General features: G+C 30.0%; 24 protein-coding genes. 4 read left to right on the top strand and 20 right to left on the bottom strand.

Annotated features, from left to right (window positions below; genetic code table 11):
* Positions 1-259: 259 nt before the first annotated feature.
* Together KPL44_RS14120 and KPL44_RS14115 are read left to right on the top strand one after the other, a co-directional pair.
* Positions 260-883 carry a DUF47 domain-containing protein gene (locus tag KPL44_RS14120; RefSeq protein WP_216251474.1) on the top strand — a complete coding sequence of 208 codons (624 nt, stop codon included), beginning with the start codon at positions 260-262 and terminating at the stop codon, positions 881-883.
* On the top strand, positions 876-1,874 hold the full coding sequence (locus tag KPL44_RS14115) for an inorganic phosphate transporter (protein WP_171297080.1): 999 nt from the start codon (positions 876-878) through the stop codon (positions 1,872-1,874). Before KPL44_RS14120 ends, KPL44_RS14115 begins: the two co-directional genes overlap by 8 nt.
* Before the next feature lie 82 nt (positions 1,875-1,956).
* Here KPL44_RS14115 and deoD read toward each other — a convergent pair whose 3' ends face one another.
* Entirely contained in the window at positions 1,957-2,670 is a 714-nt protein-coding gene (deoD, locus tag KPL44_RS14110; protein WP_216251472.1) for a purine-nucleoside phosphorylase, read from the bottom strand.
* A gap of 409 nt (positions 2,671-3,079) precedes the next feature.
* On the opposite strand from deoD, the gene nudC reads away from it, so the two are divergent.
* Positions 3,080-3,907: an NAD(+) diphosphatase gene (gene nudC, locus KPL44_RS14105; RefSeq protein ID WP_253201776.1), complete on the top strand. Its 828-nt coding sequence runs from the start codon at positions 3,080-3,082 to the stop codon at positions 3,905-3,907.
* 57 nt (positions 3,908-3,964) lie between these two features.
* Positions 3,965-5,140, top strand: a complete 1,176-nt coding sequence (locus tag KPL44_RS14100; protein ID WP_216251469.1) for a DUF4317 family protein — start codon at positions 3,965-3,967, stop codon at positions 5,138-5,140.
* Positions 5,141-5,208: 68 nt separating this feature from the next.
* Here the strand turns inward: KPL44_RS14100 and KPL44_RS14095 are convergent, their stop codons facing one another.
* From KPL44_RS14095 to KPL44_RS14005, 19 genes are all read right to left on the bottom strand, one after another.
* On the bottom strand, positions 5,209-5,574 hold the full coding sequence (locus tag KPL44_RS14095; RefSeq protein ID WP_216251468.1) for a hypothetical protein: 366 nt from the start codon (positions 5,572-5,574) through the stop codon (positions 5,209-5,211).
* 127 nt (positions 5,575-5,701) lie between these two features.
* The gene (locus KPL44_RS14090) at positions 5,702-6,433 is read right to left on the bottom strand and encodes a TIGR03915 family putative DNA repair protein (RefSeq protein ID WP_216251466.1); all 732 of its coding nucleotides are present in this window, start codon (positions 6,431-6,433) and stop codon (positions 5,702-5,704) included.
* Entirely contained in the window at positions 6,426-7,688 is a 1,263-nt protein-coding gene (locus tag KPL44_RS14085) for a putative DNA modification/repair radical SAM protein (RefSeq protein WP_216251464.1), read from the bottom strand. The genes KPL44_RS14090 and KPL44_RS14085 overlap by 8 nt, the downstream gene beginning before the upstream one ends.
* A 90-nt stretch (positions 7,689-7,778) precedes the next feature.
* Entirely contained in the window at positions 7,779-7,982 is a 204-nt protein-coding gene (locus tag KPL44_RS14080; RefSeq protein ID WP_216251462.1) for a hypothetical protein, read from the bottom strand.
* Positions 7,983-8,168: 186 nt separating this feature from the next.
* A complete protein-coding gene (gene spoIVA, locus KPL44_RS14075; RefSeq protein WP_216251460.1) occupies positions 8,169-9,647 on the bottom strand; it encodes a stage IV sporulation protein A in 1,479 nt (492 codons plus the stop codon).
* A 171-nt stretch (positions 9,648-9,818) separates the two neighbouring features.
* Positions 9,819-10,811 carry an NAD(P)H-dependent glycerol-3-phosphate dehydrogenase gene (locus KPL44_RS14070; protein ID WP_216251458.1) on the bottom strand — a complete coding sequence of 331 codons (993 nt, stop codon included), beginning with the start codon at positions 10,809-10,811 and terminating at the stop codon, positions 9,819-9,821.
* 1 nt (position 10,812) lies between these two features.
* Positions 10,813-12,129, bottom strand: a complete 1,317-nt coding sequence (gene der / locus KPL44_RS14065; RefSeq protein ID WP_216121483.1) for a ribosome biogenesis GTPase Der — start codon at positions 12,127-12,129, stop codon at positions 10,813-10,815.
* A complete protein-coding gene (locus KPL44_RS14060) occupies positions 12,129-13,466 on the bottom strand; it encodes a DUF512 domain-containing protein (protein ID WP_216251457.1) in 1,338 nt (445 codons plus the stop codon). The genes der and KPL44_RS14060 overlap by 1 nt, the downstream gene beginning before the upstream one ends.
* 296 nt (positions 13,467-13,762) lie before the next feature.
* Positions 13,763-14,587: a substrate-binding domain-containing protein gene (locus tag KPL44_RS14055; RefSeq protein WP_216251454.1), complete on the bottom strand. Its 825-nt coding sequence runs from the start codon at positions 14,585-14,587 to the stop codon at positions 13,763-13,765.
* 71 nt (positions 14,588-14,658) lie between these two features.
* Entirely contained in the window at positions 14,659-15,315 is a 657-nt protein-coding gene (gene phoU / locus KPL44_RS14050) for a phosphate signaling complex protein PhoU (protein WP_216251452.1), read from the bottom strand.
* 23 nt (positions 15,316-15,338) lie between these two features.
* Entirely contained in the window at positions 15,339-16,091 is a 753-nt protein-coding gene (gene pstB / locus KPL44_RS14045) for a phosphate ABC transporter ATP-binding protein PstB (RefSeq protein WP_216251450.1), read from the bottom strand.
* A gap of 12 nt (positions 16,092-16,103) precedes the next feature.
* Entirely contained in the window at positions 16,104-16,991 is an 888-nt protein-coding gene (pstA, locus tag KPL44_RS14040) for a phosphate ABC transporter permease PstA (RefSeq protein ID WP_216251448.1), read from the bottom strand.
* A complete protein-coding gene (pstC, locus tag KPL44_RS14035; protein ID WP_216251446.1) occupies positions 16,991-17,902 on the bottom strand; it encodes a phosphate ABC transporter permease subunit PstC in 912 nt (303 codons plus the stop codon). Before pstC ends, pstA begins: the two co-directional genes overlap by 1 nt.
* Before the next feature lie 67 nt (positions 17,903-17,969).
* Complete coding sequence (locus KPL44_RS14030; protein WP_216251444.1) at positions 17,970-18,863, bottom strand: phosphate ABC transporter substrate-binding protein; 894 nt, start codon at positions 18,861-18,863, stop codon at positions 17,970-17,972.
* A gap of 177 nt (positions 18,864-19,040) precedes the next feature.
* Positions 19,041-20,744, bottom strand: coding sequence for a two-component system histidine kinase PnpS (pnpS, locus tag KPL44_RS14025; protein ID WP_216251439.1), 1,704 nt, complete (start codon positions 20,742-20,744; stop codon positions 19,041-19,043).
* Between the two features lie 2 nt (positions 20,745-20,746).
* Positions 20,747-21,442 (bottom strand): response regulator transcription factor, encoded by a 696-nt coding sequence (locus tag KPL44_RS14020; RefSeq protein WP_216251436.1) that lies wholly within the window; start codon positions 21,440-21,442, stop codon positions 20,747-20,749.
* Positions 21,443-21,496: 54 nt separating this feature from the next.
* Entirely contained in the window at positions 21,497-22,213 is a 717-nt protein-coding gene (gene pgeF, locus KPL44_RS14015) for a peptidoglycan editing factor PgeF (protein ID WP_216251433.1), read from the bottom strand.
* A 52-nt stretch (positions 22,214-22,265) separates the two neighbouring features.
* Positions 22,266-22,733 (bottom strand): transcriptional regulator NrdR, encoded by a 468-nt coding sequence (nrdR, locus tag KPL44_RS14010; protein WP_216107138.1) that lies wholly within the window; start codon positions 22,731-22,733, stop codon positions 22,266-22,268.
* 79 nt (positions 22,734-22,812) lie between these two features.
* Positions 22,813-23,073 carry a YlmC/YmxH family sporulation protein gene (locus tag KPL44_RS14005; protein WP_216203071.1) on the bottom strand — a complete coding sequence of 87 codons (261 nt, stop codon included), beginning with the start codon at positions 23,071-23,073 and terminating at the stop codon, positions 22,813-22,815.
* Positions 23,074-23,177: the final 104 nt, after the last annotated feature.

Here is a 23,177-nt window from a genome sequence, read left to right as displayed (position 1 = left end):
CAATATTTTTTAAGAAAGCTATCTTATTTTCATTAATATTGACGAAATAGCAAAAAACTCAGAGTAAAATTTTACATTATAAAACATAATATTACAGTCTACGTTAAGTTATGTTAAATATATTAATACAATATTGTACTTTGTTAAGTAATATCATATAATTAGGCTTGTACGGTTTAAAATATATCTTAATTTTAAATTCAGCAGTACATATTTTAATTTAAAACATGTTTTTTATTTATCGAAGGAGGAACAATATATGTTTAATTTTAAACCACAAGACAATTTGTTTTTTGAGCTTTTCTCGAAGGGAGCTGAAATATTTAATAGTTCCGCAAAAGAGCTAAAATTGTTAATGAATGAACTCGATAATCCTAATGAAAGATTAGAGAAACTAGTAAAGCTTGAGCATGAAGGCGACCTTGTAACCCATGAATTAATTGAATATACTAAAAAAATGTTTATAACTCCATTAGACAGAGAAGATATATTTAATATAACAAAAGGAATAGACAATATTACTGATAGTATTGAATCTACAGCCCATTTGTTCTATATGTATAATGTTACCTCGGCTACTCCAGAAGCTATTGAACTTGTTGACAAACTTATGGTTGTCTCATCAGACCTTGTTAAGGTGATTTTTGAATTAAAATCTCTTCGCAAAAGCACTATCTTAGTGGATAAAATCATCGATATAAACACTTTGGAAAACGAAGCTGATTTAATTTACAGAAAAGCAATGAGAAAACTATTCGAAAATCCCGAAGATATTTTATTCGTAATGAAATGGAAAGATTTATACCATTATCTAGAAGATAGCATTGATGCTTGTGAAACACTTGCAAATGAAATCCGAGGAGTTGGTATGAAATATGCTTAGTTCATCAATTATAGTTGTTGTAATAATATTAGCTCTTATTTTTGATTTTATAAATGGATTTCACGATACAGCTAATTCTATTGCTACATCTATTGGTACTAAAGTACTTACACCTATGCAAGCATTGGGAATGGCTGCAGTACTGAATTTTGTTGGTGCTATGTTACATACAGAAGTTGCAAAAACTATAGGAACGGGAATAATAAATAATGGCATAGCTACTCCTCAAATTGTAGCTATAGCCTTAGTAGGTGCTATTATTTGGAACCTAATAACTTGGTATTATGCTATTCCTAGTTCTTCTTCTCATGCACTTGTTGGTGGACTTTTAGGTGCCTCCATAACTACTCATAAACTTGATTTTTCTGTAGTTAACTGGAAAGGGTTTGTTGATAAAATAATAATCCCTCTTATATCGTCACCAATAATAGGACTTGTATTTGGATTTTTATTTATGTTTTTGCTTACATGGTTATTCCATAAAGCAACTCATAAAAAAGTTAATGGTGTATTTAAAAAATTACAAATTTGTTCTGCTGCTTTAATGGCATATAGCCATGGTTCAAATGATGCTCAAAAATCTATGGGTGTTATAACTATGGCACTAATTGCTGGTGGCTTTTTAAATGCTACTAACTTTGCTATACCATTGTGGGTAAAAATTTCTTGTGCATTAGCAATGTCACTCGGTACAATGGTAGGTGGTTGGAAAATAATAAAAACCATGGGTGTTAATATGATAAAGCTAGAGCCAATTGATGGATTTGCAGCAGAAACTGCAGCTGCACTTACTATTCAAGCAGCTACTGCATTAGGTGCACCAGTGAGCACTACCCATGTAATAACTAGCGCAATAATGGGTGTAGGGTCTTGTAAAAGGCTTTCTGCCGTTAGATGGAGCCTTGCGAGAACTATACTCGTTGCATGGGTTTTAACTATTCCGTGTAGTGCCCTTATATCGTCAGTGATTGCACTTGTATTTTATAGATAATACAATACATTATGAAATGTCCTTAAAAACTTTAAAAAAATCCCCAATAATTTTATATTGAGGATTTTTTTATTATATAATATTATTCTGCCATCTCTAAAGCTATTTCTATCATATTTGTGAATGATTGTTGTCTTTCCTTAGAAGTAGTTAACTCATGAGTTACCAAATTGTCTGATACTGTTAACAAACAAGCTGCTTTCTTATTTAATACTTTTGCATTACTAAATAGAGCAAAGGATTCCATTTCTACGCAAGTACAACAATGTTTTTCATAAACCTCCTTATAACTATCACTATTTTTACTATAAAATACATCCGAAGAATGGATTTTTTCTTTATGTACTATAATTCCTAAATCATCTGCAATTTTTTCTAACTTATTATTAAGTGAAGAGGATGCATCAATAGTATCTTTATCATATCCACTTTGAACTTTTGCATACGTAGATTCACTCCAAGCCTGCGTACATAATATTACATCATATAATTTCAAATCAGTAGTGTAAGCACCACAAGAACCAATACGTATAATGTTTTCTACCCCATAAAAATCAAATAACTCATATGAGTATATACCGATACTTGGCATACCCATGCCACTAGCCATTACAGAAATTTTACGTCCCTTATATGTACCAGTGTATCCGAATATATTTCGCACAGTATTAAATTTAATAACATTTTTCAAAAAAGTCTCTGCAATAAATTTTGCACGTAATGGATCCCCTGGCATTAATACTGTTTTTGCAATAATTCCTTTTTCTTTTACTTCAATATGTGGTGTAGGTATCATATTGAACCTCCTTATAATTGTTTTTTATTTTGTAACTAATATTTTATTATTATTTATATTATACCAAAATATAGAATGTTTTGATATTGAATATTTATTTTTTTATTTCGGTTTTTTATTAGTTAATATTTTTTTATTTTGGTTTACATTTTCAAATTAGTTTACATAATTATAAGTATGTAAACTAATTTAATTATTGATATTTTTTTGAGCAGTTTTTAAAATTAGACTCACTATTAATATATGATATAATTTTAATTTATATCATGGTTTTACTATATTATTCCTTTTTAAATATCAAAACATAAATATATATGATATAATTACGTGATATTTATATGAATATTTAATAACATATCGTACTTATTAAATAGGTACGATATAACTATAGATTGGAGATATGATATTAATGTGTAAGAATGAAAATAACACAAATTATATACCCGGAGTAATTGAAGTTTTACCTAAAACCAATATGGATTTATATTTTCTATTTTGCAATGATGAATTACTAGTGAAATTAGAAAATAATATAGCAAGTATACCAACTATTAAAGAATTAGAAAATTTAGAAATGAATAATGTTCAATTTTTGGGTTCTGAAAATGAAATAAATTGTTACTGTGGAGAAATAAGTGAAGACGTTGTTATTCCAAATTTCATGTCTTATATGAATCTTAAATCTTTAACTCACAAGCTATCAGAAGATATGTTTTGGATTGGAGGTAGAGCAATTCAAGTAGTAAATTGGAATAATGATCATGTATATTGTGGAAGATGCGGTACATTAACTCAAAATGTGGATGGAGAAAGGGCTAAAAAATGTCCAGAATGTGGGCTCTCAAATTATCCCAGGATATCACCGGCCATAATTGTAGCTGTTGTACGTGATGGAAAATTACTCCTTGCTCATAACCTTCAATTTCCTAAGGATTTATATAGTGTAGTTTCTGGATTTTTAGAGGTTGGGGAAACTTTTGAGGAATGTGTTGTTCGGGAGGTTGAGGAAGAAACAGGAATTACTGTAAAGAACATTAGCTATTTTGGAAATCAACCTTGGCCTTTCCCAAACTCTATAATGATTGGATTTACTGCAGAATATGCAAGTGGAGAAATACAAGTGGATGGTGAAGAAATAGGCGAGGCTCACTGGTATGATCCAAGTGATATGCCTATAACACCAGACAGTATAAGTATAGCTAAAAAGTTAATTGATTGGTTTGTAAAGAGTTATTAATTAAGCAAGACGAGTGGTATAATTTTAATATAAAATAACAACGAAAAGAGGTTAATTATGAATAAAAAAGAATTGGCAGATATAAGAAAAGAATTCAAATTAGAAAATGGCATGATAAAAATTGAGGAGATTTATAGCGTTTATCTAAAAAAGGATAATGTACAAATTGATTATGAACCTATTATCCATTCAGAGTTTGATTACTTTGATAGAATGGATATGGATAAAAAAGAACTATTTCTAGGAAATTTTAAGAAAGTACTTACAGGCGCACTTGATACTAAAATATTTGAATTAGATTTTCAAAACATCGAAGATGAAGATAACACTCAGAAATTTTTAACAAGTGCCTTAAAATCAACTACTAAAGATGAAATAGAAAGTAATATTAATATAATTATTAATAAAATTGCAGCTAACTATAAATATGAAACAGATGTTGTTGTCACATTTATAAAAGCTGAGTACTATATAGGGTCAAGTCATAAGAATATGGACACAGATGAAAGTATCCAAGATTCAATGAATGCTTTTAATTTTATTTTATCCAGTGTTAATAAAATAGACATTCCAAAAAGAACACTAAAATTCGATTATACTGATAAAGAATTTAAAGCAAATTCAGTGCTTGATTCAGTTATTAATCTTAATGCTCCTTTAGAGGGCTTTATGTTCCCTAGCCTTAGTTGCGGTTATTCAGACTTTAATAAGTGTTTATATTATGCTTCAAAGCCTAAGGAATTAAATTCAGCTTTTATAGAAAATGTTCTTAACTGTGGTTTCAAATTTACTGCTGAAGATGAAAAAAATTGCTTTGGCGATATATTAAAATCTATAATTGGAGATAAAATAAAACCAGAACTTATGCAAGATATCTATGCTAATATACATGAGTTAGCAGAGCAAGTTGAAGAAGGCGAAACTCCAATCCTTGGAGTTACAGATGTGAAAAATATTCTTAGTAATTGTGGCGCGGAGATCATATCTGATATAGAAACAGCATTTGAAGAGACTTGCGGTAGTCAGTATGATTTTAAGATAAATAATATTGTACCAGAATTTAATTCTAAATCAATTAAAATTACTAGTGAAATCGCAAATATCACTTTAACTCCAAAAGATCTTAACTCGATTAAACAGGTAAGAAACAAGGATGGCAGAAGATGTCTACTTATTGAAATTGAGGATGACATAGTTATAGAAGGTTTTAAATTAGAAACTGAAGAATTTTAATAAATTTAATAAATAAAAAATAAGTCTTAGATTATAAGACTTATTTTTATTTATATAAGTTATTTAAATTACATATCTCTAGGGTCTATATCATCAATCTTTTTTTTATTACCCCTAATGTACCATGTAGTTTCTTGTTTTTCTACACTATACACTTTTCCTATTATTTTTTCTTTAGACATAACTCCTGAAAGTGAACCTATAAATGAAGGTGTATTCAATTGCACTTTCTTAATCTTTTTCCCAGTATCTATGTCTTTAACAGTCGGCTCATCTGGAATACAATTGTGTATCTCCTTACTAGTTTTTGCTGTTTCTTTACTAATAGCTCCTAAGTCTTCTAGTGTTTTGTAAATTGTTTCCATCATCTTTTTTCTTTTTTCCATACTTATAATAGGACTTTCAACCTGTATGTATTCTTGTGATTTCTTCATAATAATCGTTCCTTCCTTTAACTAACAGTAATTTAGTAAATATACTCATGTCTATTATATCACGATTTAGGGTATTTTTTAAAGAATCAGTAAAATATAAGAAAAGTGTCATCATATTCCCAAAATATTATTCCATCTCAATTAGATTGTTCCAATATTTTTTAGGCATATTTTTTATTTGCAGCTTTTCATTCTTTCTTTCTTTTATTGAAACACTTTTATGGAATACCTTCCATAAATTTTGATAAAATAACTCTTCCTCTTCATGACTTTCTAATTTCTCGAATTTAAGATCCCTAAGTATCCATTCGTTATTCTCATAAACTATACCAAATTTTCTTTTAACATCATGAATTATCCACTTTTCGTTGGCAAGCCTTTCCTTAAAATGATTAGCAATTAGCTCTGAAATATTATACGTTGGTTCTATTGCTGCATATAATATGCCATTAAATTCTTGAAATCTAACTAGGCCTAAAAATTTGTGTGCTTCAGTTGCCACTTTCCTTGAATACTTTTGTATATCATTCACTGATTCATTTACTAGATAATCATTAGCAATACTTCCCATCTTAAATCCCAATTGTATATATTTAAGTAATTTTAATTCAATGCCTTCAATCTCAGATAAAAATGATTGATATACATGAATTAATGTGTCAGTTGATATTTTTTGAGCTATAGCTTTTGATACTTTATTGGATATAACTAGATCGCTCATAATAATATTATCATCAAATAACATATTGTATTTATACCTATCTTCCCGCTCTATGCACTCAGGCATTTTATCATAATAACAATTATATATAACAGATAGGAACCCATCAAATGTTCCATCATAAATATATCTAAGCAAACAAATCACTCCTTAAATTAAACAAGCTTATTTGTTGTGGCTTGTCAAAACTTTCATGATCTAATAGGTAATTCTTAAGAGTCAATCTCTCCATACTCTTGTCCCCGTAAAATTTACCGCTACAAGTTATAAAGAACCTAGCTCTTTTAAGTACTACTCCTAGTTTTTTTAAGTTCTCATAAGAGAGATTACAAAGCCTTCTTGCCCTTACAATTCTTAATGCAGATTTTACTCCTATTCCGGGCACCCTAAGAAGAGTCTCGTAAGCAACGTTATTTACCTCTACTGGAAATTTATCAAGATTGTTCAATGCCCAAAATGCTTTAGGATCTAAATCCGTATCAAAATTAGGGTTTAAATCATCTAATAATTCATTTGCCTTAAATCCATAGTGTCTTAAAAGCCAATCTGCCTGATACATTCTATGTTCTTTAAGCAGTGGAGGTGTTGTTTGAATCGCTGGTAGATTTGCATGTTGCATAACTGGCACATAAGCAGAATAATATACTCTCTTAAGTCCAAAAGTGTTATATAACCCTTCTGTAAGACTAATTACGCTTAAATCACTTTCATTAGTTGCTCCAACCATTATCTGAGTACTCTGCCCACCTGGTGTAAATTTAGGTACGTTAAAACCTTTCTTCTTATATTCGGTTGACTCTATTATACTAAGTTTAATAAGACTCATAGGTTTTAATATATCTGCTTTATTTTTTTGCGGTGCTAGAAGCTTTAAGCTTTTCTCCGAAGGAAGCTCAATATTTACACTCATCCTATCAGCATATAATCCTGCCTCATAAATAAGTTTTGGATCAGCTCCTGGGATTGCTTTTACATGAATATAACCATTAAATTTGTGGACCAATCGTAATTCTTTTATTATTTTCACTAAATTTTCCATAGTGTAATCCGGACTTCTTTCTACACCAGAACTAAGGAATAGTCCTTCAATATAATTTCTTCTATAAAAATTTATAGTTAGATCTACTATTTCTTTAGGAGTAAAGCTTGTCCTCTCTAATTCGTTACTAGAGCGATTAATACAATATTTGCAATCATATATACATTTATTACTGTATAAAATTTTTAGTAGTGAAATACATCTACCATCTTGTGACCATGAATGACAAATTCCAGAGGTTGCTGCATTGCCTATTCCATCTTTTGTATTCTTTCTATTAGAGCCACTTGATGAACAAGAAGCGTCATACTTTGCTGAATTTGATAATATCTCAAGTTTTTTCATTACATCCATTATAGCACCTCGCAAACATTTGTTCTCATTTTACCATGTTTGATGCTAAATTAAAAGAGTTATTTGTTGGAATTTTAACTTTCATATGTACTATAATATTTTTATTAAATACAATCCATCATCCAAAATGCTTTGTTCACAACTAAACTTAACCCCAGCGTCAATTAATTCAAAGCAAACATCTCTTGTACTGTTTATATCAAATAAACATTTCCCCTTTTCATCTAATGCTTTTATTGCATCACCATGTATACCTTCTCTAATCAAACTTTCTTTAACTTCTCCCTCTAACATTTCCAAACCTCCAATTAACTTGTAATTCATATTTAAAAATAAATTAATATTGTCTTTACCTTATTGTACACTAAATTCATAGTAAATATATAGTAATTATATATGGATAAGTTTTCTTTCCTAAAGTATAGTATTAAAAGTCTGCAACCGTTACGGATACAGACTTTTAATATATTCTAGATTAATTTATAAAATAATACATATTAAGCTACCATTACCTTCATTTATAATTCTTTGTAGCGTTTTTTGAATTTTCACTTGAACATCATCAGGCATTTTAAACAATTTATTTTGAAGGCCCTCTTTAACTAATACTTCTAAGGACTTGCCAAACATATTACTCTGCCAAATTTGTGATTTATCATTTTCAAATTGATCTAAAATGGATTTATAGAAATCTTCACTTTGCTTTTCAGTACCCATAATAGGAGATATTTCTGTCTGTATATCCGCCTTAATAAAGTGAAGTGATGGAGCTGATGCCTTTAATTTGACTCCGTATCTACCTCCATGTTGAACAATTTCAGGTTCCTCTAAGGTCATTTCTGAAAGCTGTGGCGCTACTAATCCATAGCCTTTTTCACGAACATCCTTTAATGCATCTGCAATTTTATCATATTCAACTTTTGCTCTCGAGAATTCTCCCATTAATGTTAATAAATCATTTTCACCTTTAATTTCACAATCACAGGTTTCACCGAGTATTTTATAAAACAGTTCATGTTTAGGAATTATTTTAACTCTAGCAGTCCCTTCACCCATATTTACTTCATCAAGGTTTGCTGATTCTAAAAAATCAACTTCTTTAAAACTGAGTAAAGATTTAGTTATATCGCGAACTTTAAAAATATCCTTGCACATATCTTTTAAAACTTTCATAAAATTTACTTTAACCCAATGTTTAGAACTTAGATTTTCAATCCATTCTGGCATATCTATGTTAATTTCCTTAACTGGGAATTCTTTAAGAACCCTTTGAAATATATTAGAGATATCCTCTTCATTCATATTTATAACATCCATAACCTGAACTGGAACATCATATTTTTCTTCTAATTCTCTTGCTAAAACTGATGTTTCAGGTGCAGCTGCGTTACTAGAATTTAATACCATTATAAAAGGTTTATTTATTGATTTAAGCTCATCAACAACCCTTCCTTCGGCTTCTAAGTATTCATTTCTTTCTATCCCAGTGATAGAACCATCCGTTGTAATTAAAAGTCCAATAGTTGAATGTTCATTTATTACTTTTTTTGTTCCAATCTCTGCTGCTTCCTCAAATGGAATTTCATGATCATACCAAGGCGTATTAACCATTTTTGGAACTTCTCCTTCAGCATATCCGAGCGCTCCCTTAACAATATACCCAACACAATCAACCATTCTAACTTTAAATTTAGTGCCACCCTCAAACTCAATTTCAACTGCTTCGTTTGGCACAAATTTAGGTTCCGTAGTATGAATTGATTTACCTGAACCACTTTGAGGAAGTTCATCTTTTGCTCTTTCTTTCTTATGCGGATTGTCTATGTTTGGAATTACCATAAGCTCCATAAACCTTTTTATAAATGTTGATTTGCCAGTTCTTACAGGACCTACAACACCTACATAAATATCTCCTTGTGTTCTTTCTGCTATATCTTTATATATATCAAAATTATCCAATATATACCTCCCAATACTTATTATTATCAATATAAATATACTTTAGATTTCATCAAATTATTACTATTGATTAAAAAAATATAAAAAAATCCGATTTTTATTAATTTCTTAATAAAAATCGGATTTTTTATAATGGTTTTTAGGTTAATTATATTTAGTAACTTGATATAATTAAAACTCACTTTTTTTATTTCTTGACATTAATTCATATACTCCATATTTAGGATCTTTACCTTCGAATAGTACTTTGTATAATACATCTGTTATAGGCATAGAAACTTTTTCTTTTTCTTTAAGTTCGTAAAAAGCTCTTATAGCTTTTATACCCTCAACTACCATTCCTATATCATTGCACGCCTTCTCCATTGGAATACCTTTTCCAATTAGAATACCAGCCTTTCTATTTCGACTATGCATACTAGTACAAGTTACTATAAGATCACCCATACCTGTTAATCCATAAAATGTTTCAATTCTGCCGCCAAGCCTAGTTCCTATTTTTATAATTTCACTCATGCCCCTTGTCATAAGGGCTGCCTTAGCATTATCTCCATAGCCTATACCATCTGATATACCAGCTGCTAATGCAATAATGTTTTTAACTGCTCCACCAATTTCTACTCCTATAATGTCTTCATTAGTATAAACTCTAAATTTATTAGTCATAAAAACATCTTGAACAATCATTGCATATTCCATTTGTTTAGATGTGACTACTACAGTTGTAGGTATATCTAAAGCAACCTCTTCTGCATGACTGGGACCTGAAAGTATTACAATTGGATTACTTTGGATTTCTTCTTCTATAACCTCTGAAATTCTTTTTAATGAACCCTCTTCAATTCCTTTTGCAATACTAACAATAATTTGGTTTTGTTTTAAATATGGAGTTATCATCTTGCATATATGTCTTATAACATGCGATGGAACTGATAACACAATTATATCAGTATCATTTATAACCTCTTCTATATCAACAAATGCTGTTATTCCTGAGGGTACCGTAATATTGGGTAAGTATTTAATGTTTTCCCTTTTTATGTTAATGTCATTAATAACACTTAGTTTTCTATCCCAGATGTTAACGCTAGTTCCTTTTTTCGCAAGCATTATTGACAATGCAGTACCAAAACTACCTCCACCTAAAAAAGCAACTTTTGACATTTTATTCTTTCCTTTCTCTGAATATAAGTTTTATACCCGTTCCACTAAACTCAAAACTATTTCTCAATTGATTTTCTAAATATCTTTGATAAGAAAAATGTAGTAAATTAGGGTTATTTACAAAGAATACAAATGTTGGTGGTTTAGAGTCTACTTGCGTAACATAAAATATTTTCAATCTCTTATTTGCTACTGTTGGAGGTTCGTTCATGAGTACAGCTTTATTTATAACCTCATTTAATATACCCGTAGCAATTCTTTTTGAATAGTTATCATAACATTCTTTTATTGATGATAATACCTTATGTACTCTTTGACCTGTTTTTGCAGATATAAATAAATATGGTGCATAAGCCATAAAGTTTAAGCCTGCTTGAATTCTTTGTTTAAACTCCAGCATAGTTTTAGTATCCTTTTCTATTAGGTCCCATTTATTTACTATAACTAAAATTGCTTTTTTCATTTCATGAGCATACCCTATAATTTTCTCATCTTGATCACTTAATTCTTCAGTAGCCGTTAGCATAAGTATAACAACATCAGCTCTCTCAACAGCAGCGAGTGACCTAATAACACTATACCTTTCAATACCCTCTTCTACTTTACTTTTTCTTCTTATTCCTGCTGTATCTATAAGAACAAACTTTCCTTCTGCAGTTTCTAATTTACTATCTATAGCATCTCTTGTAGTACCTGCTATATCAGTTACTATATTTCTTTCTTCTCCAAGCATTCTATTTATTAGGGATGATTTACCAACATTAGGTTTACCAACCACTGCAACTTGAATATATTCTGCATCTTCTGTATTTGAATAAACACTATCAAAATGCACTACTACTTCATCCAACATATCTCCAAGTCCAAGACCTTGAGTTGCTGAAATAGCTACTGGTGTACCTATTCCCAAATTATAGAATTCAAAAGCATTTGCTTCTAGTTCCAGATGATCTATTTTATTTACTACAAGTACTATTGGCTTTTTACTTTTTCTTAACATTTGTGCAACTTCATAATCTGAACCTGTAAGTCCTTGTTTACCATCTACTATGAAAATTATAACATCTGCTGTTTCTATAGCTATTTGTGCCTGTCTTCTCATTTGCGCTAAAATGATATCTTGACTTTCAACTTCTATACCACCTGTATCAATTATTGTAAAATTATGTCTTAACCAATCTGCATCAGCATACACTCTATCTCTTGTTACCCCTGGTGTATCTTCAACTATTGATATTCTCTTCCCTGCTAATTTATTAAATAATGTAGATTTACCTACATTGGGTCTTCCTACTATTGCTACTATTGGTTTTGCCATTACTTTGCCTCCCGACTATTTTGGTTTATTATATTTATTAAATCTTCTCCTGAATAATCACATATTAAAACTTTTGTATTTAATCTTTTTTCTAGATCACTTACTGTAACATTATCCAAGAAAATTTGTTGCTCGTTACTTCCTAGTTCATATCCACTTTTGAACATATTACTAGGAAGTATTAAATATTCACCGAGTTTTTCACCTGTCAGTTGCTTGATTATGTCATTTCCTGTTAAAAGACCTGCTACTGTAATAGTTTCGCCAAAAAAAACATTTGCTATCTCTTTTACGTCAATATTTATTTTGTTATTACATGCAGTTATTTTCTCAGCTACCTTTAATATTTCTGCATAAGCTGAATGACCTGTTATAAATGTAAAACTTCCTTCATTATTAAGCTTTAGTTTTACTATATCTTCGTCAATAACGCTTCTAAGTAATCTTATCATACCAATGCCATCTTCGAGTTGAGAATAACCATCATAGAACTTCTCACAAGGAACATCGATATTTGCTACAACATAGAATTCATCAGATAATCTAATAAACGGTGAATCTATTTCTCTAATGTATTTTTCTTGTAATTCTTTAACACTCTCTATTTCCTCTGCCGCAGTCTTTTTATCATACAATGTTAAATTAAACAGGCCTTCCCTATACTTTGTTACTCCAACTGGTACAACCGCTAGATTTTCAATGCTCGGATAAAGCTTATACAAATCTTCAATAGTTTTTATAAGTTCTACTCCATTATTGATGCCAGGGCATGCGACCACTTGACAATTAATTTTAATGCCAGCTTTTGCCAGTCTTTTCAACCTATCATACACATTTCCAGCAAATTTATTGTTTAGCATTATCTTTCTAAGCTCAACATCTGTAGTATGAACCGATACATTAATAGGGCTTATCTTATATCTAATAATTCTATCAATGTCCTCTTCTTTCATATTAGTTAATGTTACAAAATTACCTTGAAAAAACGATAATCTTGAATCATCATCTTTGAAATATAAAGTATCTCTCATTCCATCAGGTAATTGATCAATAAAACAGAATATACATTTATTATGACAGCTCTTTGGCCTATCCAAAATGGCATCAACAAATTGGATTCCCAAATCTTCATCGTAATCTTTTTCAAATTCGATTTCAATAATCTCACCATCTACCTTTTCAATTTCAATGATAAGAAGTTCATCTGTAATCAAAAATTTGTAATCTATAATATCTATTACTTTATTGCCATTTATACTAATTAATCTATCTCCTACTTCAAGCTCAATTTCTTCTGCAATACTCCCTGGAAGTATCTTCGCTATTTGGTTTTTCATTTTAACCTCCTGTTTTACAATGACCTTTTAAATAAAAGGTTTTATGAGGAATTAGAATTAATATATTAAGACTAAATATGTTCTTAATATAATAAGAAATTAGTTATACAATAAATTATAGCATTCCATTAAGTTATATTACATGAATTATATCCCTAAGTCAACGGCATTTGTCTTTAAATGAAGATAAATAGCATATTTCGCTTACTTACAAGTTTTTTCGACACTTCAAAATAAATAATTCAAATTATAATATAATTTAATACAGAATAAAAATACCTCCTAAGAAGGAGGTATTAAAATGCTTCTATGCAATATTTTCTTATGATTTTCTTGCCGTCTTCACTTTTAAAATACTGAAAAAGATCCTTTAAACTCTCTTCTTTTTTCTCCGAATAATACATTTTTATTGGAAATCTTAAAAAATAAAGATTATTTTTTAAATTTGATATAGTAATTTCAACACCACTTAATTTTAAAAACTTACTTTCTTTATTATACCATTGTCCTGGTATAAAACCTATAGAATTTTTGTTTTGAGCAATAAAAGTTTTCATTTCTTCCATACTTGATACGTACTGAGTACTTTTGCTCATTTCTTCTTTTATAGGAGTATCTTTTATTTTCAAATTAAATTCTTGCTGAATTGAATTGAATTTATCTTTAAATGCTACTGGTATTATTGTATTTGATCCACCATTTAGTCCTTCCCAATTTGCAATTTTGCCAATATATATTTTTTTTAATTCCTGAATTGAGATACCATTTACATTGTTACCAGGATTAACAATGATTCCTATACCATCATATGCTAACATTTCAGCCTTAATTTTATCACTAATTGGCTGAACATATCCTATCAATACATCAACCTCAGAATTATATAATTTATTAAAGGCACTTTCTCTATCTTCAGATCTCACAGTTATTGTAGTCTCATTATTTGAATTATAATCATGTACTAAGTCACTTACCATTGGAAAAACTGTATCTTCACAAATTATATTAATATTTTTGGGTCCATTTGCTTTGTTTCCAACATCTTTTTTGCATCCTATACTTACCATAATCAGACTAATACAACAAAACATAAAAAAAGTTTTGAATTTTTTGTTCTTCATAATCACTACTCCACTATAATATTTTAAATATAAGTCTATTTATATTATAGTTTTTGTGATTTTTCTAAAATTTATTCATTTAAATTAACTTTTTCACCTGTAACTAAATAAATTGTCCATTCACATATGTTTGTTGTATGATCAGCAATTCTTTCTAACCATTTACAAATAAATAAAAATTGAGTAGCTTGATTTACAGTCTTTTGATTTTCAAACATTATTCTTAGAAGTTCGCCAAACACTTCCTTATATATATCATCTACTTCATCATCTCGTTTGCATACAGCATAAGCCTTTTCAATATCCCCAGATACATATGCATCTAAAGAATCTCTTATCATAAGAACTACGATTTCTGCCATTCTAGGTATATCCACAAGTTGTTTTATATACTTTTCATCTTTCAATCTTACTGTAATTTTAGCAACATCAACAGCATAATCAGCCATTCTTTCAAGATCCGTTACTATTTTTGTTGTAGTGAAAATATTTCTTAAATCTATTGCCAAAGGTTGCTGCATAGCAATTAACCTTATTGCTTTATCTTCTATTTCTCTCTCCATAACATCAACGATATCATCATCTTCCATTATTTTTTGAGCTTTCTCAATGTTCTGAGTAACTAATGCATCGATACAGTCATAAATTTGTTTTTCTACAATGCTCCCCATTCTAATTAAATCATTATGGAGCTCTTGAAGATTTGCTTCGAATACTTTTCTTGCCATATTATCACCTTCCTCGCTTTATTTTAGCCGAATCTTCCTGTAATATAATCCTCTGTTCTTTTATCTTTAGGTTTATAAAATATTTCTTCCGTTTTCCCGCTTTCAACAATTTCTCCATTCAAGAAAAATGCTGTAAAGTCAGAAATTCTACCAGCTTGTTGCATATTATGTGTAACAATGATAACTGTATACTTTTTCTTAAGGACATCCATTAGTTCTTCAATCTTTAAAGTTGAAATAGGATCTAATGCAGAAGTTGGCTCATCCATAAGAAGCACCTCAGGTTCTACGGCCAAAGTTCTTGCAATACATAGACGCTGCTGTTGTCCACCAGATAATCCAAGTGCACTCTTTTTAAGTCTATCTTTTACTTCGTCCCAAAGCACAGCCCCCTTAAGACTTTTCTCTACAATTTCATCAAGCAATTTCTTATTCTTTATCCCATGTATTTTGGGACCATAGGCAATGTTTTCATATATTGACATAGGAAATGGATTAGCCTTTTGAAATACCATTCCAACTTTTTTCCTTAAATCTATAACATCATAGTCTTGACCGTATATATTTTCATTTTCATATAATACTTCTCCATCTATTTTAACAGAATCTATCAAATCATTCATTCTATTAATAGTACGTAAAAATGTTGATTTACCACACCCTGATGGTCCTATAAGTGCAGTAACCGAATTTTTCTCTATATCAATATTTACAGTCTTTAATGCTTGCGTATTTCCATAATATAGATTTAAATTCTTTGCTGTAATTATTCCCATATTGTTACCTCCTTATTTACTACCTGCATGAGATTCATATAATTTCTTCCCGATTATTCTTGCAGATACATTGAATATTAGCACTGCTATTATTAAAACGGCAGAGGCTCCATTAGCTATCTTAGTAGCATCAGGTACCATTCCTTCAGAATTAAGTTTCCATATATATACAGCTAAGGTTTCAGCAGGTCTAAATAAGCTATAAGCTGAATCCTTATTGTTCACTGCAAAATTAGCAAAATCTACAGCTGGTGCACTCATACCTGCAGTATATAGTAAAGCTGCTGCTTCTCCAAATATTCTACCGGCGGCTAGTATTACACCAGTTAAAATTTGAGGCATTGCAGATGGTAACACGACGTTTTTAATAGTCTGCCACCTAGTAGCACCTAATCCCAAACTAGCTTCTTTAACACCTTCTGACGCAGTTTTAACAGCATTTTCACAAACTCTAGTAAGTCCTGGTAAATTTATTATAGTTATGGCTAAAGCTCCAGCAAAAAGAGAATATCCCCATCCCGTCATGTTAACAAAAACTAAAAGTCCAAATAAACCAACGACAATGGATGGTAATGATGCCATAGTTTCAATACACAATCTAATAATATTTAGTATCTTTCCTTTTTTTGCGTATTCAGCTAAATATATTCCAGCTCCTATACCTAATGGTACTGTAATTATAAGTGTTACTACAAGTAAACTTAATGAATTATATAATTGAGGTCCAATTCCTCCACCAGCTTCACCAATTTTTGGCTCACCAAATAAAAACTTTAAATTTAATGACTCTCTTCCATTATATACTATATATCCAATGAGACTTACAAGCAAAAGAATTACTAAAGCAGAAACTATATACAAAACTATTGTTGCAATTTTATCCTTAACTTTAGCGTTCATTACTGCTCACCTCTTTTCCCTATTTTTCTAATAATAATTATAAATATAAATGATATTATTAGCAATAGCAATGCTATTGACCACAATGCATCATTCCAAGCTGTACCATTTATTGTATTTGCCATATCCATAGTAAGTATACTTGTTAATGTAGTTGTAGTTCCAAGTAACCCCTTAGGGAAAGTAACTGAGTTTCCTATAACCATTTGCACCGCAAGTGCCTCCCCAAATGCTCTTGAGACTCCAAGTACAATACTTGTAAGTATTCCACTTTTAGCTGCAGGTATAATCACTTTAATTATAGTTTGCCACCTTGTTGCACCAAGTCCATAAGATGCTTCTATATAATCTTTTGGTATGGTTCTTATAGCATCAGATGAAATACTTGTTATTGTCGGTAAAATCATTACACTTATAACTAGTACTCCTGCAAGTAAACTAAATCCTATTCCTCCAAAGAAAATTTTAATAAAAGGAACTAATACACTTACACCTATCCAACCATAAACAACGGATGGGATTCCAACAAACAATTCTATGGCAGGTTGAAGAACTTTTTTCCCGAGTTTTGGTGAAATCAAATTCATAAATACAGCGAGTGCTACTCCTATTGGTGCACTTACTAGTACCGCAAGAAAAGATACTATTGTAGAACCAAAGATAAATATTAAAGTTCCAAATTGAGGAATCGAGGATTTTCCGCTACCCTCAGGGTCCCAATTTCCAGAAAATACAAAACGGAATATTGAGTATCCATGTTTAATAAATGTATTTAAGCCTTTACTAGTTAGAAATATTATTATTGAAAAAGTAAGAATTACTATAATCGCACCACAAAATGTTGCAAAACCACGTCCCAAATATTCATTCTTAAGTTTTAAAAACATTGTTTTTTTATCATTTTTTTTCATAATATTTTACCTCAAAAATTATTTTAATGAAAAATAAAGGTTGGTTTTATCCAACCTTTAGTCAGCATTAATCTCTTTTAGCTTTCATATCTGCCATTGGAATGTATCCTAATTTTGTTATTGATGCTTTCATTTCAGCACTTGTCATATAAGTTAAATATGCTTTTGTTGCTCCTGTAGGTTCACCCTTAGTATACATATGCTCGTATGACCAAATTTTATATTTATCTGTGCTTATATTTGCTGCAGTTGCTTCAACACCATCAATTTTTAATATGTTTAAGCCCTCTTTGTTTGTTGCATCAGCAAAATATGATAATGCTAAGTAACTTATTGCTCCGTCTGTTTGTTTAACCGCTTGTTTAACTGAGCCACTTGAATCCTGAGTCAAACCAGTTGCTTCTTCTTTTTTATCTAATCCAAATTCTTTAAATGTTGCTCTAGTACCTGAAGATTTTGGTCTATTTATAATAGTAACTTTGATGTCAGCTCCGCCAACTTCCTTCCAGTTTTTTATCTTTCCTGTAAATATATCTATTAATTGTTTTTTTGTTAATGATTCAACCTTAACTTTTGGATTTGTTACTGCAGCAAAACCTATAACGCATACCTTAGTATCTGTTAATGCAGCTGCATCAATTCCTGCTTTATCTTTTGCATATATATCTGAATTACCGATTTCCACACTACCTTCTCCTACTTGCTTAAGTCCAGTACCGCTTCCCCCACCTTGAACATTTATTGTTGCATCTGGATTTTTAACTTTAAATTTTTTAGCTCCAAGTTCTGCTAATGGTTGAAGAGCAGTTGATCCTGCTGCAGTTATTGAACCGGATATTGCAGCCGATTTTGTTGTAGTTTTAGGAGTCGTTTCAGTTTTACTTCCACACCCAGTAAAAAATCCTGCTGTCATTACAACTGTTAGTGCAGCAACCATCAATTTCAAATATTTTTTTCTCATTAATATTTCCCCCATTCAATTTATATCGTTTTATTAACTACTCATTACTCTTATAATAATATACCCATAAAGTTAACTTTATATTATGTTAAAGTTAACTTTAGTTTAGCTAATGTTAATTAAACTTTACATTCAATAAAAATAAAGCTACCGCATTATAATGTGGTAGCTCTATTTTTATTCTTGATATGGGATCTCTATTATAAATTTGCTTCCAACTTCTAATTGACTTTCCACATATATTTTTCCGTTAAATTCTAGTACTATGTGCTTAACAATGGCAAGACCTAGACCTGTTCCACCTTTTGATCTAGAACGAGCCTTATCTACTCTATAGAACCTCTCAAAAAGACGTGGAATCTGATCTTTAGCTATTCCAACCCCAGTGTCTTGTACCCATAAAATAAATCCATCAGTTTTACTCTCAGTTCCTATACAAACACTATTACCTGATTCAGAATAGTTTATACCATTATCCACTAAATTAATTAACATTTGTTTAAATCTATCAGTATCCCCTATCAATATTTTAACATTGTGCTGTTTCACTGATAAATGAATTCCTTTTAAATCTGCTGTGTTTTTCATTAAATTGTACACATCTTCTACAATTTTATTAACATTAATTTTTTCCGTTTTTACTTCCTCTTGTTGCTCTATATGTGAAAGTGTTAGAATATCTGTAATTAATCTAGTTAATCTATCAGCTTCCTCATTGATTATATTTAAAAACTTTTCTTTTGTTTCTACATCATCAACGTATTTTAAGGTTTCAGCAAATCCTTTAATAGATGTTAATGGTGTTTTAAGTTCATGAGAAACATTAGCAACAAATTGTGTTCTCATATTCTCTAGTTTTTTTACTTCAGTAATATCTTGAACAACAGCAACAGTACCGATATGATCATTTGCATTAATAATATCTGCAGTTTTTATCCTAAGTTCTCTTTCTTTTGGCCAAGATATTCTTATTTCTTTGTAATTATCATCACTTTGATGTAATATATTTTCTAATTCAAAGTTCCTTATATTGTCTAAAAGATTTTGCCCTATAATATCTTTTGTTATACCGAACATTTTTTTAGCATATGGATTAATTATTATAACTCTATTTTTTCTATCAACTGCAATGACTCCACTATCCATACTTTGCAAAATTGCTTCTAGCCGGTTTTGCTTATCAGTAACTTCATTTAATGTAGACTCTAGTTTATCTGCCATCTCATTAAAATTTTTGGCTAATTGTCCTATTTCACCATTTGATAATATACTAACTCTCCTATGAAATTCACCCTTACTAATTCTAGAAGTAATGAAAATTAAATCTGTAATAGGCCTTACTATAATATATGATAGTTTTAAAGAAAACCAAATTGACATTATAGCAGAAAAAATTATAGCTAAAATGTAAAGCTTGAAGTATTTACTACCTAGCCCACTTATAATTTTAAGTGGATTAGAACTTCTAATTATAAAACCATCACCAAATTCAGTTGCAAAATACATCATATGCTTCTTAGTCGAAGCACTATATCTAACTGAGGATCCAGTTCCACTACTTCTTGCTTTTATTATTTCTTGTCTAACATTGTGATTATCCATAGTGCTCGCATCTACAGTTGAATCATAAAGAACCTTACCCTTTTTATCGATGTATGTAACTCTAAGCTCAGAACTCTTTAAGTTCTGCTTAAAAAACTTTTGATGGTCTTTTAAATTATTGCTTTGCAATAAACTAATTATCATATTATTATTTATTTGTAGTTTGTCTTTTAAATTTTCTTCATATTCATAATTAAAGATAGATACAATTAATGATGTTACTACTACAAATATAAAAATCACAGTACTTAATAAATATATTAATAATTTCTTTTTCATTATTATTCTCCAAAATTGAATCTATATCCTATACCACGAATAGTCTGGATATACACTGGATTTTTATCATCTTCTTCAATCTTTTGCCTTAAATGCCTTATGTGGACGTCTACCGTTCTTGTTTCTCCTACATATTCATAACCCCATATTTTGTCCAGCAAAAAATCTCTGGTCATAACCCTACCTTTGTTTTTTATTAATATTTGTAATAATTCAAACTCCTTTAAAGTCAAATCAATTCTTATTTCACTTTTTAGAACCTCATGTTTACCAAAGTCAATGGCCAGATTACCAATCTTAAAAGTTCTTTCAACTATCTGCATAGTAGTTCTTCTAAGTATAGCTTTAACCCTCGCTACAAGCTCCCTTACTGAAAATGGTTTTGTAATATAATCATCTGCACCTAGCTCAAGCCCTATTATTTTATCTATTTCTTCCCCTTTTGCTGTTATCATAATTATCGGCATACCTGACATATTTGAATCTTTTCTAATTTCTTTACATACATCTAATCCATCCATTCCAGGCAACATCAAATCTAATAACATTAATTGTGGTGCTTGTTCTTTAGCAAGCTTTACAGCATCTATCCCATTGTCAGCACATATAACTTTATATCCATTTTTTTCTAAATTAAATTTAATTAATTCCCTTATATGTTCCTCGTCATCCACTACTAATACTTTTTCTTCAGCCATATTAATCCCTCCATATTTTTATGCGGTTATTACTTAAATTGCCACCTTTTGTTCTTAAATGTCTTCGAAATAAACAAATGAAAACATTCTCCCTTGCTTATTTTCACTATTTCTGTACGAATACAATTCATACTTTTTACTACAAGCAGTACATGTATTAGTAATTTTAATATTATCTTTTTTTATACCCTTTGCATTAAGCTGCGCTATAATGCACTTTTCTAAATCCAATTTATTATTATTACTTATTTTAATATTACTATAAATATCTTTACTAGTAAACTCCTCTATCAGTTCCTTGCCAACCTCATAGCAACACCCTCCAATATGTGGTCCAATATATGCCCTAATGTTTTTAGTTAATGTACCATAAGTTTCTTGCATTCTTTCAATTGTTTTACTTACTATCAAAGCATTTGTACCTTTCCATCCACTGTGTATTGCGGCTATAATCTTTCTACTAGTATCTACCAAAATTACAGGAACACAATCTGCCGTAAAAACACCTATAGCTCTATTTTTTTTATTTGTTATTAAAGCATCTCCATCTTTTATATTACCATCAAAGTCAAAAATTAAGTCACTATGGATTTGATTTAAATATCCAACAGATTCTAGGTTATAATATGTTTTTATCTTTTCTAGATTTACCAATCCTTCATCAGTATGGCAGTTAAAGTTAAGGCCACCACTTGCTGTTGAAAACAAAATAACGACATTATCAATTTTAAATTTCAGAAATTTATAGTTATCAAAAGTTTCTATTTCCATTAGTTCATCCCCTATATATATTGCATGATTTTTAGAAATGAAAAAAAAATGCCTATGGGCATTTTTTTTCATTAGACATCAATTTTCTTATCTCTTCCATAAATGTATTAATATCTTTAAATTGTCTGTAAACCGAAGCAAATCTCACATAAGAAACCTCATCTACATTTTTTAGTATGCTCATGATAAGTTCTCCTATATAATCAGATTTTACTTCTGTAAGCATTTCATTATTCAACTGTTTTTCTACTTCATCACAAATAGCTTCAATTTGTTTTCTTGAAACTGGTCTTTTTTGACATGCCTTCATAAGTCCATTTAATATCTTTGTTCTATCAAAATATTCTCTATTAAAATCTTTCTTTATTACTAAAATAGGCACATCTTCAACTTTTTCATAAGTAGTATATCGTTTAAAGCACCGCAGACACTCGCGTCGACGTCTAGTTGCAATATTGTCATCTGTTGATCTAGAGTCTACCACTTTACTTTCTTCACAGCTGCAATATGGACACTTCAATGGTCTTCACGCCCTTTTTCTAGTATAGTTAACAAATATACTAACATTATACACTTATCTTATAAATTAAAATAGTCTATTATTCGTTTTCCATAATTAGATCACTACCATCTACAAGAATTACATCAACACCAACTTTCTTAACTTTTTCCCATGGTATCTCAATACTATTATTTTTATTAAACCAAGATGACTTCTGAGTTGGCATTAAGATTGAAATAATTTTATAGTCATCACAATCCACTTTTAAGTCTTTAATATATCCCATTTTTGACCCTGAATTTATATCTATAATTTCCATCTGTCTTAAATTGTTAATCGCAAACATTAAGCTTTCCATTTTATTCCCTCCTAGAGTGTTTTAAACCTTCTTATTCAAGTAGCTAGTAATTCTTAAACTAGGTCTTTTGAATGCCTACTACTTTATATTATCTATATTCATTA

Source organism: Clostridium sp. DSM 17811 (genome assembly GCF_018861905.1).
Classification (GTDB): Bacteria; Bacillota; Clostridia; order Clostridiales; family Clostridiaceae; genus Clostridium_AD; species Clostridium_AD frigoriphilum.
Note: the sequence above shows the minus strand (reverse complement) of the source record. Positions and strands in the feature narration are given on the sequence as shown.

Excerpts from the sequence above, each read along its gene's own strand:
- KPL44_RS14030 (WP_216251444.1), bottom strand. The coding sequence starts at position 18,863 with ATGAGAAAAAAATATTTGAAATTGATGGTTGCTGCACTAACAGTTGTA.
- KPL44_RS14060 (WP_216251457.1), bottom strand. The coding sequence starts at position 13,466 with ATGAAAAACCAAATAGCGAAGATACTTCCAGGGAGTATTGCAGAAGAA.
- KPL44_RS14055 (WP_216251454.1), bottom strand. The coding sequence starts at position 14,587 with ATGAAGAACAAAAAATTCAAAACTTTTTTTATGTTTTGTTGTATTAGT.
- pstB (WP_216251450.1), bottom strand. The coding sequence starts at position 16,091 with ATGGGAATAATTACAGCAAAGAATTTAAATCTATATTATGGAAATACG.
- KPL44_RS14020 (WP_216251436.1), bottom strand. The coding sequence starts at position 21,442 with ATGGCTGAAGAAAAAGTATTAGTAGTGGATGACGAGGAACATATAAGG.
- KPL44_RS14095 (WP_216251468.1), bottom strand. The coding sequence starts at position 5,574 with ATGAAGAAATCACAAGAATACATACAGGTTGAAAGTCCTATTATAAGT.
- KPL44_RS14085 (WP_216251464.1), bottom strand. The coding sequence starts at position 7,688 with ATGGATGTAATGAAAAAACTTGAGATATTATCAAATTCAGCAAAGTAT.
- phoU (WP_216251452.1), bottom strand. The coding sequence starts at position 15,315 with ATGGCAAGAAAAGTATTCGAAGCAAATCTTCAAGAGCTCCATAATGAT.
- pgeF (WP_216251433.1), bottom strand. The coding sequence starts at position 22,213 with ATGGAAATAGAAACTTTTGATAACTATAAATTTCTGAAATTTAAAATT.
- KPL44_RS14100 (WP_216251469.1), top strand. The coding sequence starts at position 3,965 with ATGAATAAAAAAGAATTGGCAGATATAAGAAAAGAATTCAAATTAGAA.
- KPL44_RS14115 (WP_171297080.1), top strand. The coding sequence starts at position 876 with ATGCTTAGTTCATCAATTATAGTTGTTGTAATAATATTAGCTCTTATT.
- KPL44_RS14005 (WP_216203071.1), bottom strand. The coding sequence starts at position 23,073 with ATGGAAAGCTTAATGTTTGCGATTAACAATTTAAGACAGATGGAAATT.
- pstC (WP_216251446.1), bottom strand. The coding sequence starts at position 17,902 with ATGAAAAAAAATGATAAAAAAACAATGTTTTTAAAACTTAAGAATGAA.
- nudC (WP_253201776.1), top strand. The coding sequence starts at position 3,080 with ATGTGTAAGAATGAAAATAACACAAATTATATACCCGGAGTAATTGAA.
- KPL44_RS14080 (WP_216251462.1), bottom strand. The coding sequence starts at position 7,982 with ATGTTAGAGGGAGAAGTTAAAGAAAGTTTGATTAGAGAAGGTATACAT.
- KPL44_RS14070 (WP_216251458.1), bottom strand. The coding sequence starts at position 10,811 with ATGTCAAAAGTTGCTTTTTTAGGTGGAGGTAGTTTTGGTACTGCATTG.
- der (WP_216121483.1), bottom strand. The coding sequence starts at position 12,129 with ATGGCAAAACCAATAGTAGCAATAGTAGGAAGACCCAATGTAGGTAAA.
- pnpS (WP_216251439.1), bottom strand. The coding sequence starts at position 20,744 with ATGAAAAAGAAATTATTAATATATTTATTAAGTACTGTGATTTTTATA.
- KPL44_RS14120 (WP_216251474.1), top strand. The coding sequence starts at position 260 with ATGTTTAATTTTAAACCACAAGACAATTTGTTTTTTGAGCTTTTCTCG.
- deoD (WP_216251472.1), bottom strand. The coding sequence starts at position 2,670 with ATGATACCTACACCACATATTGAAGTAAAAGAAAAAGGAATTATTGCA.
- pstA (WP_216251448.1), bottom strand. The coding sequence starts at position 16,991 with ATGAACGCTAAAGTTAAGGATAAAATTGCAACAATAGTTTTGTATATA.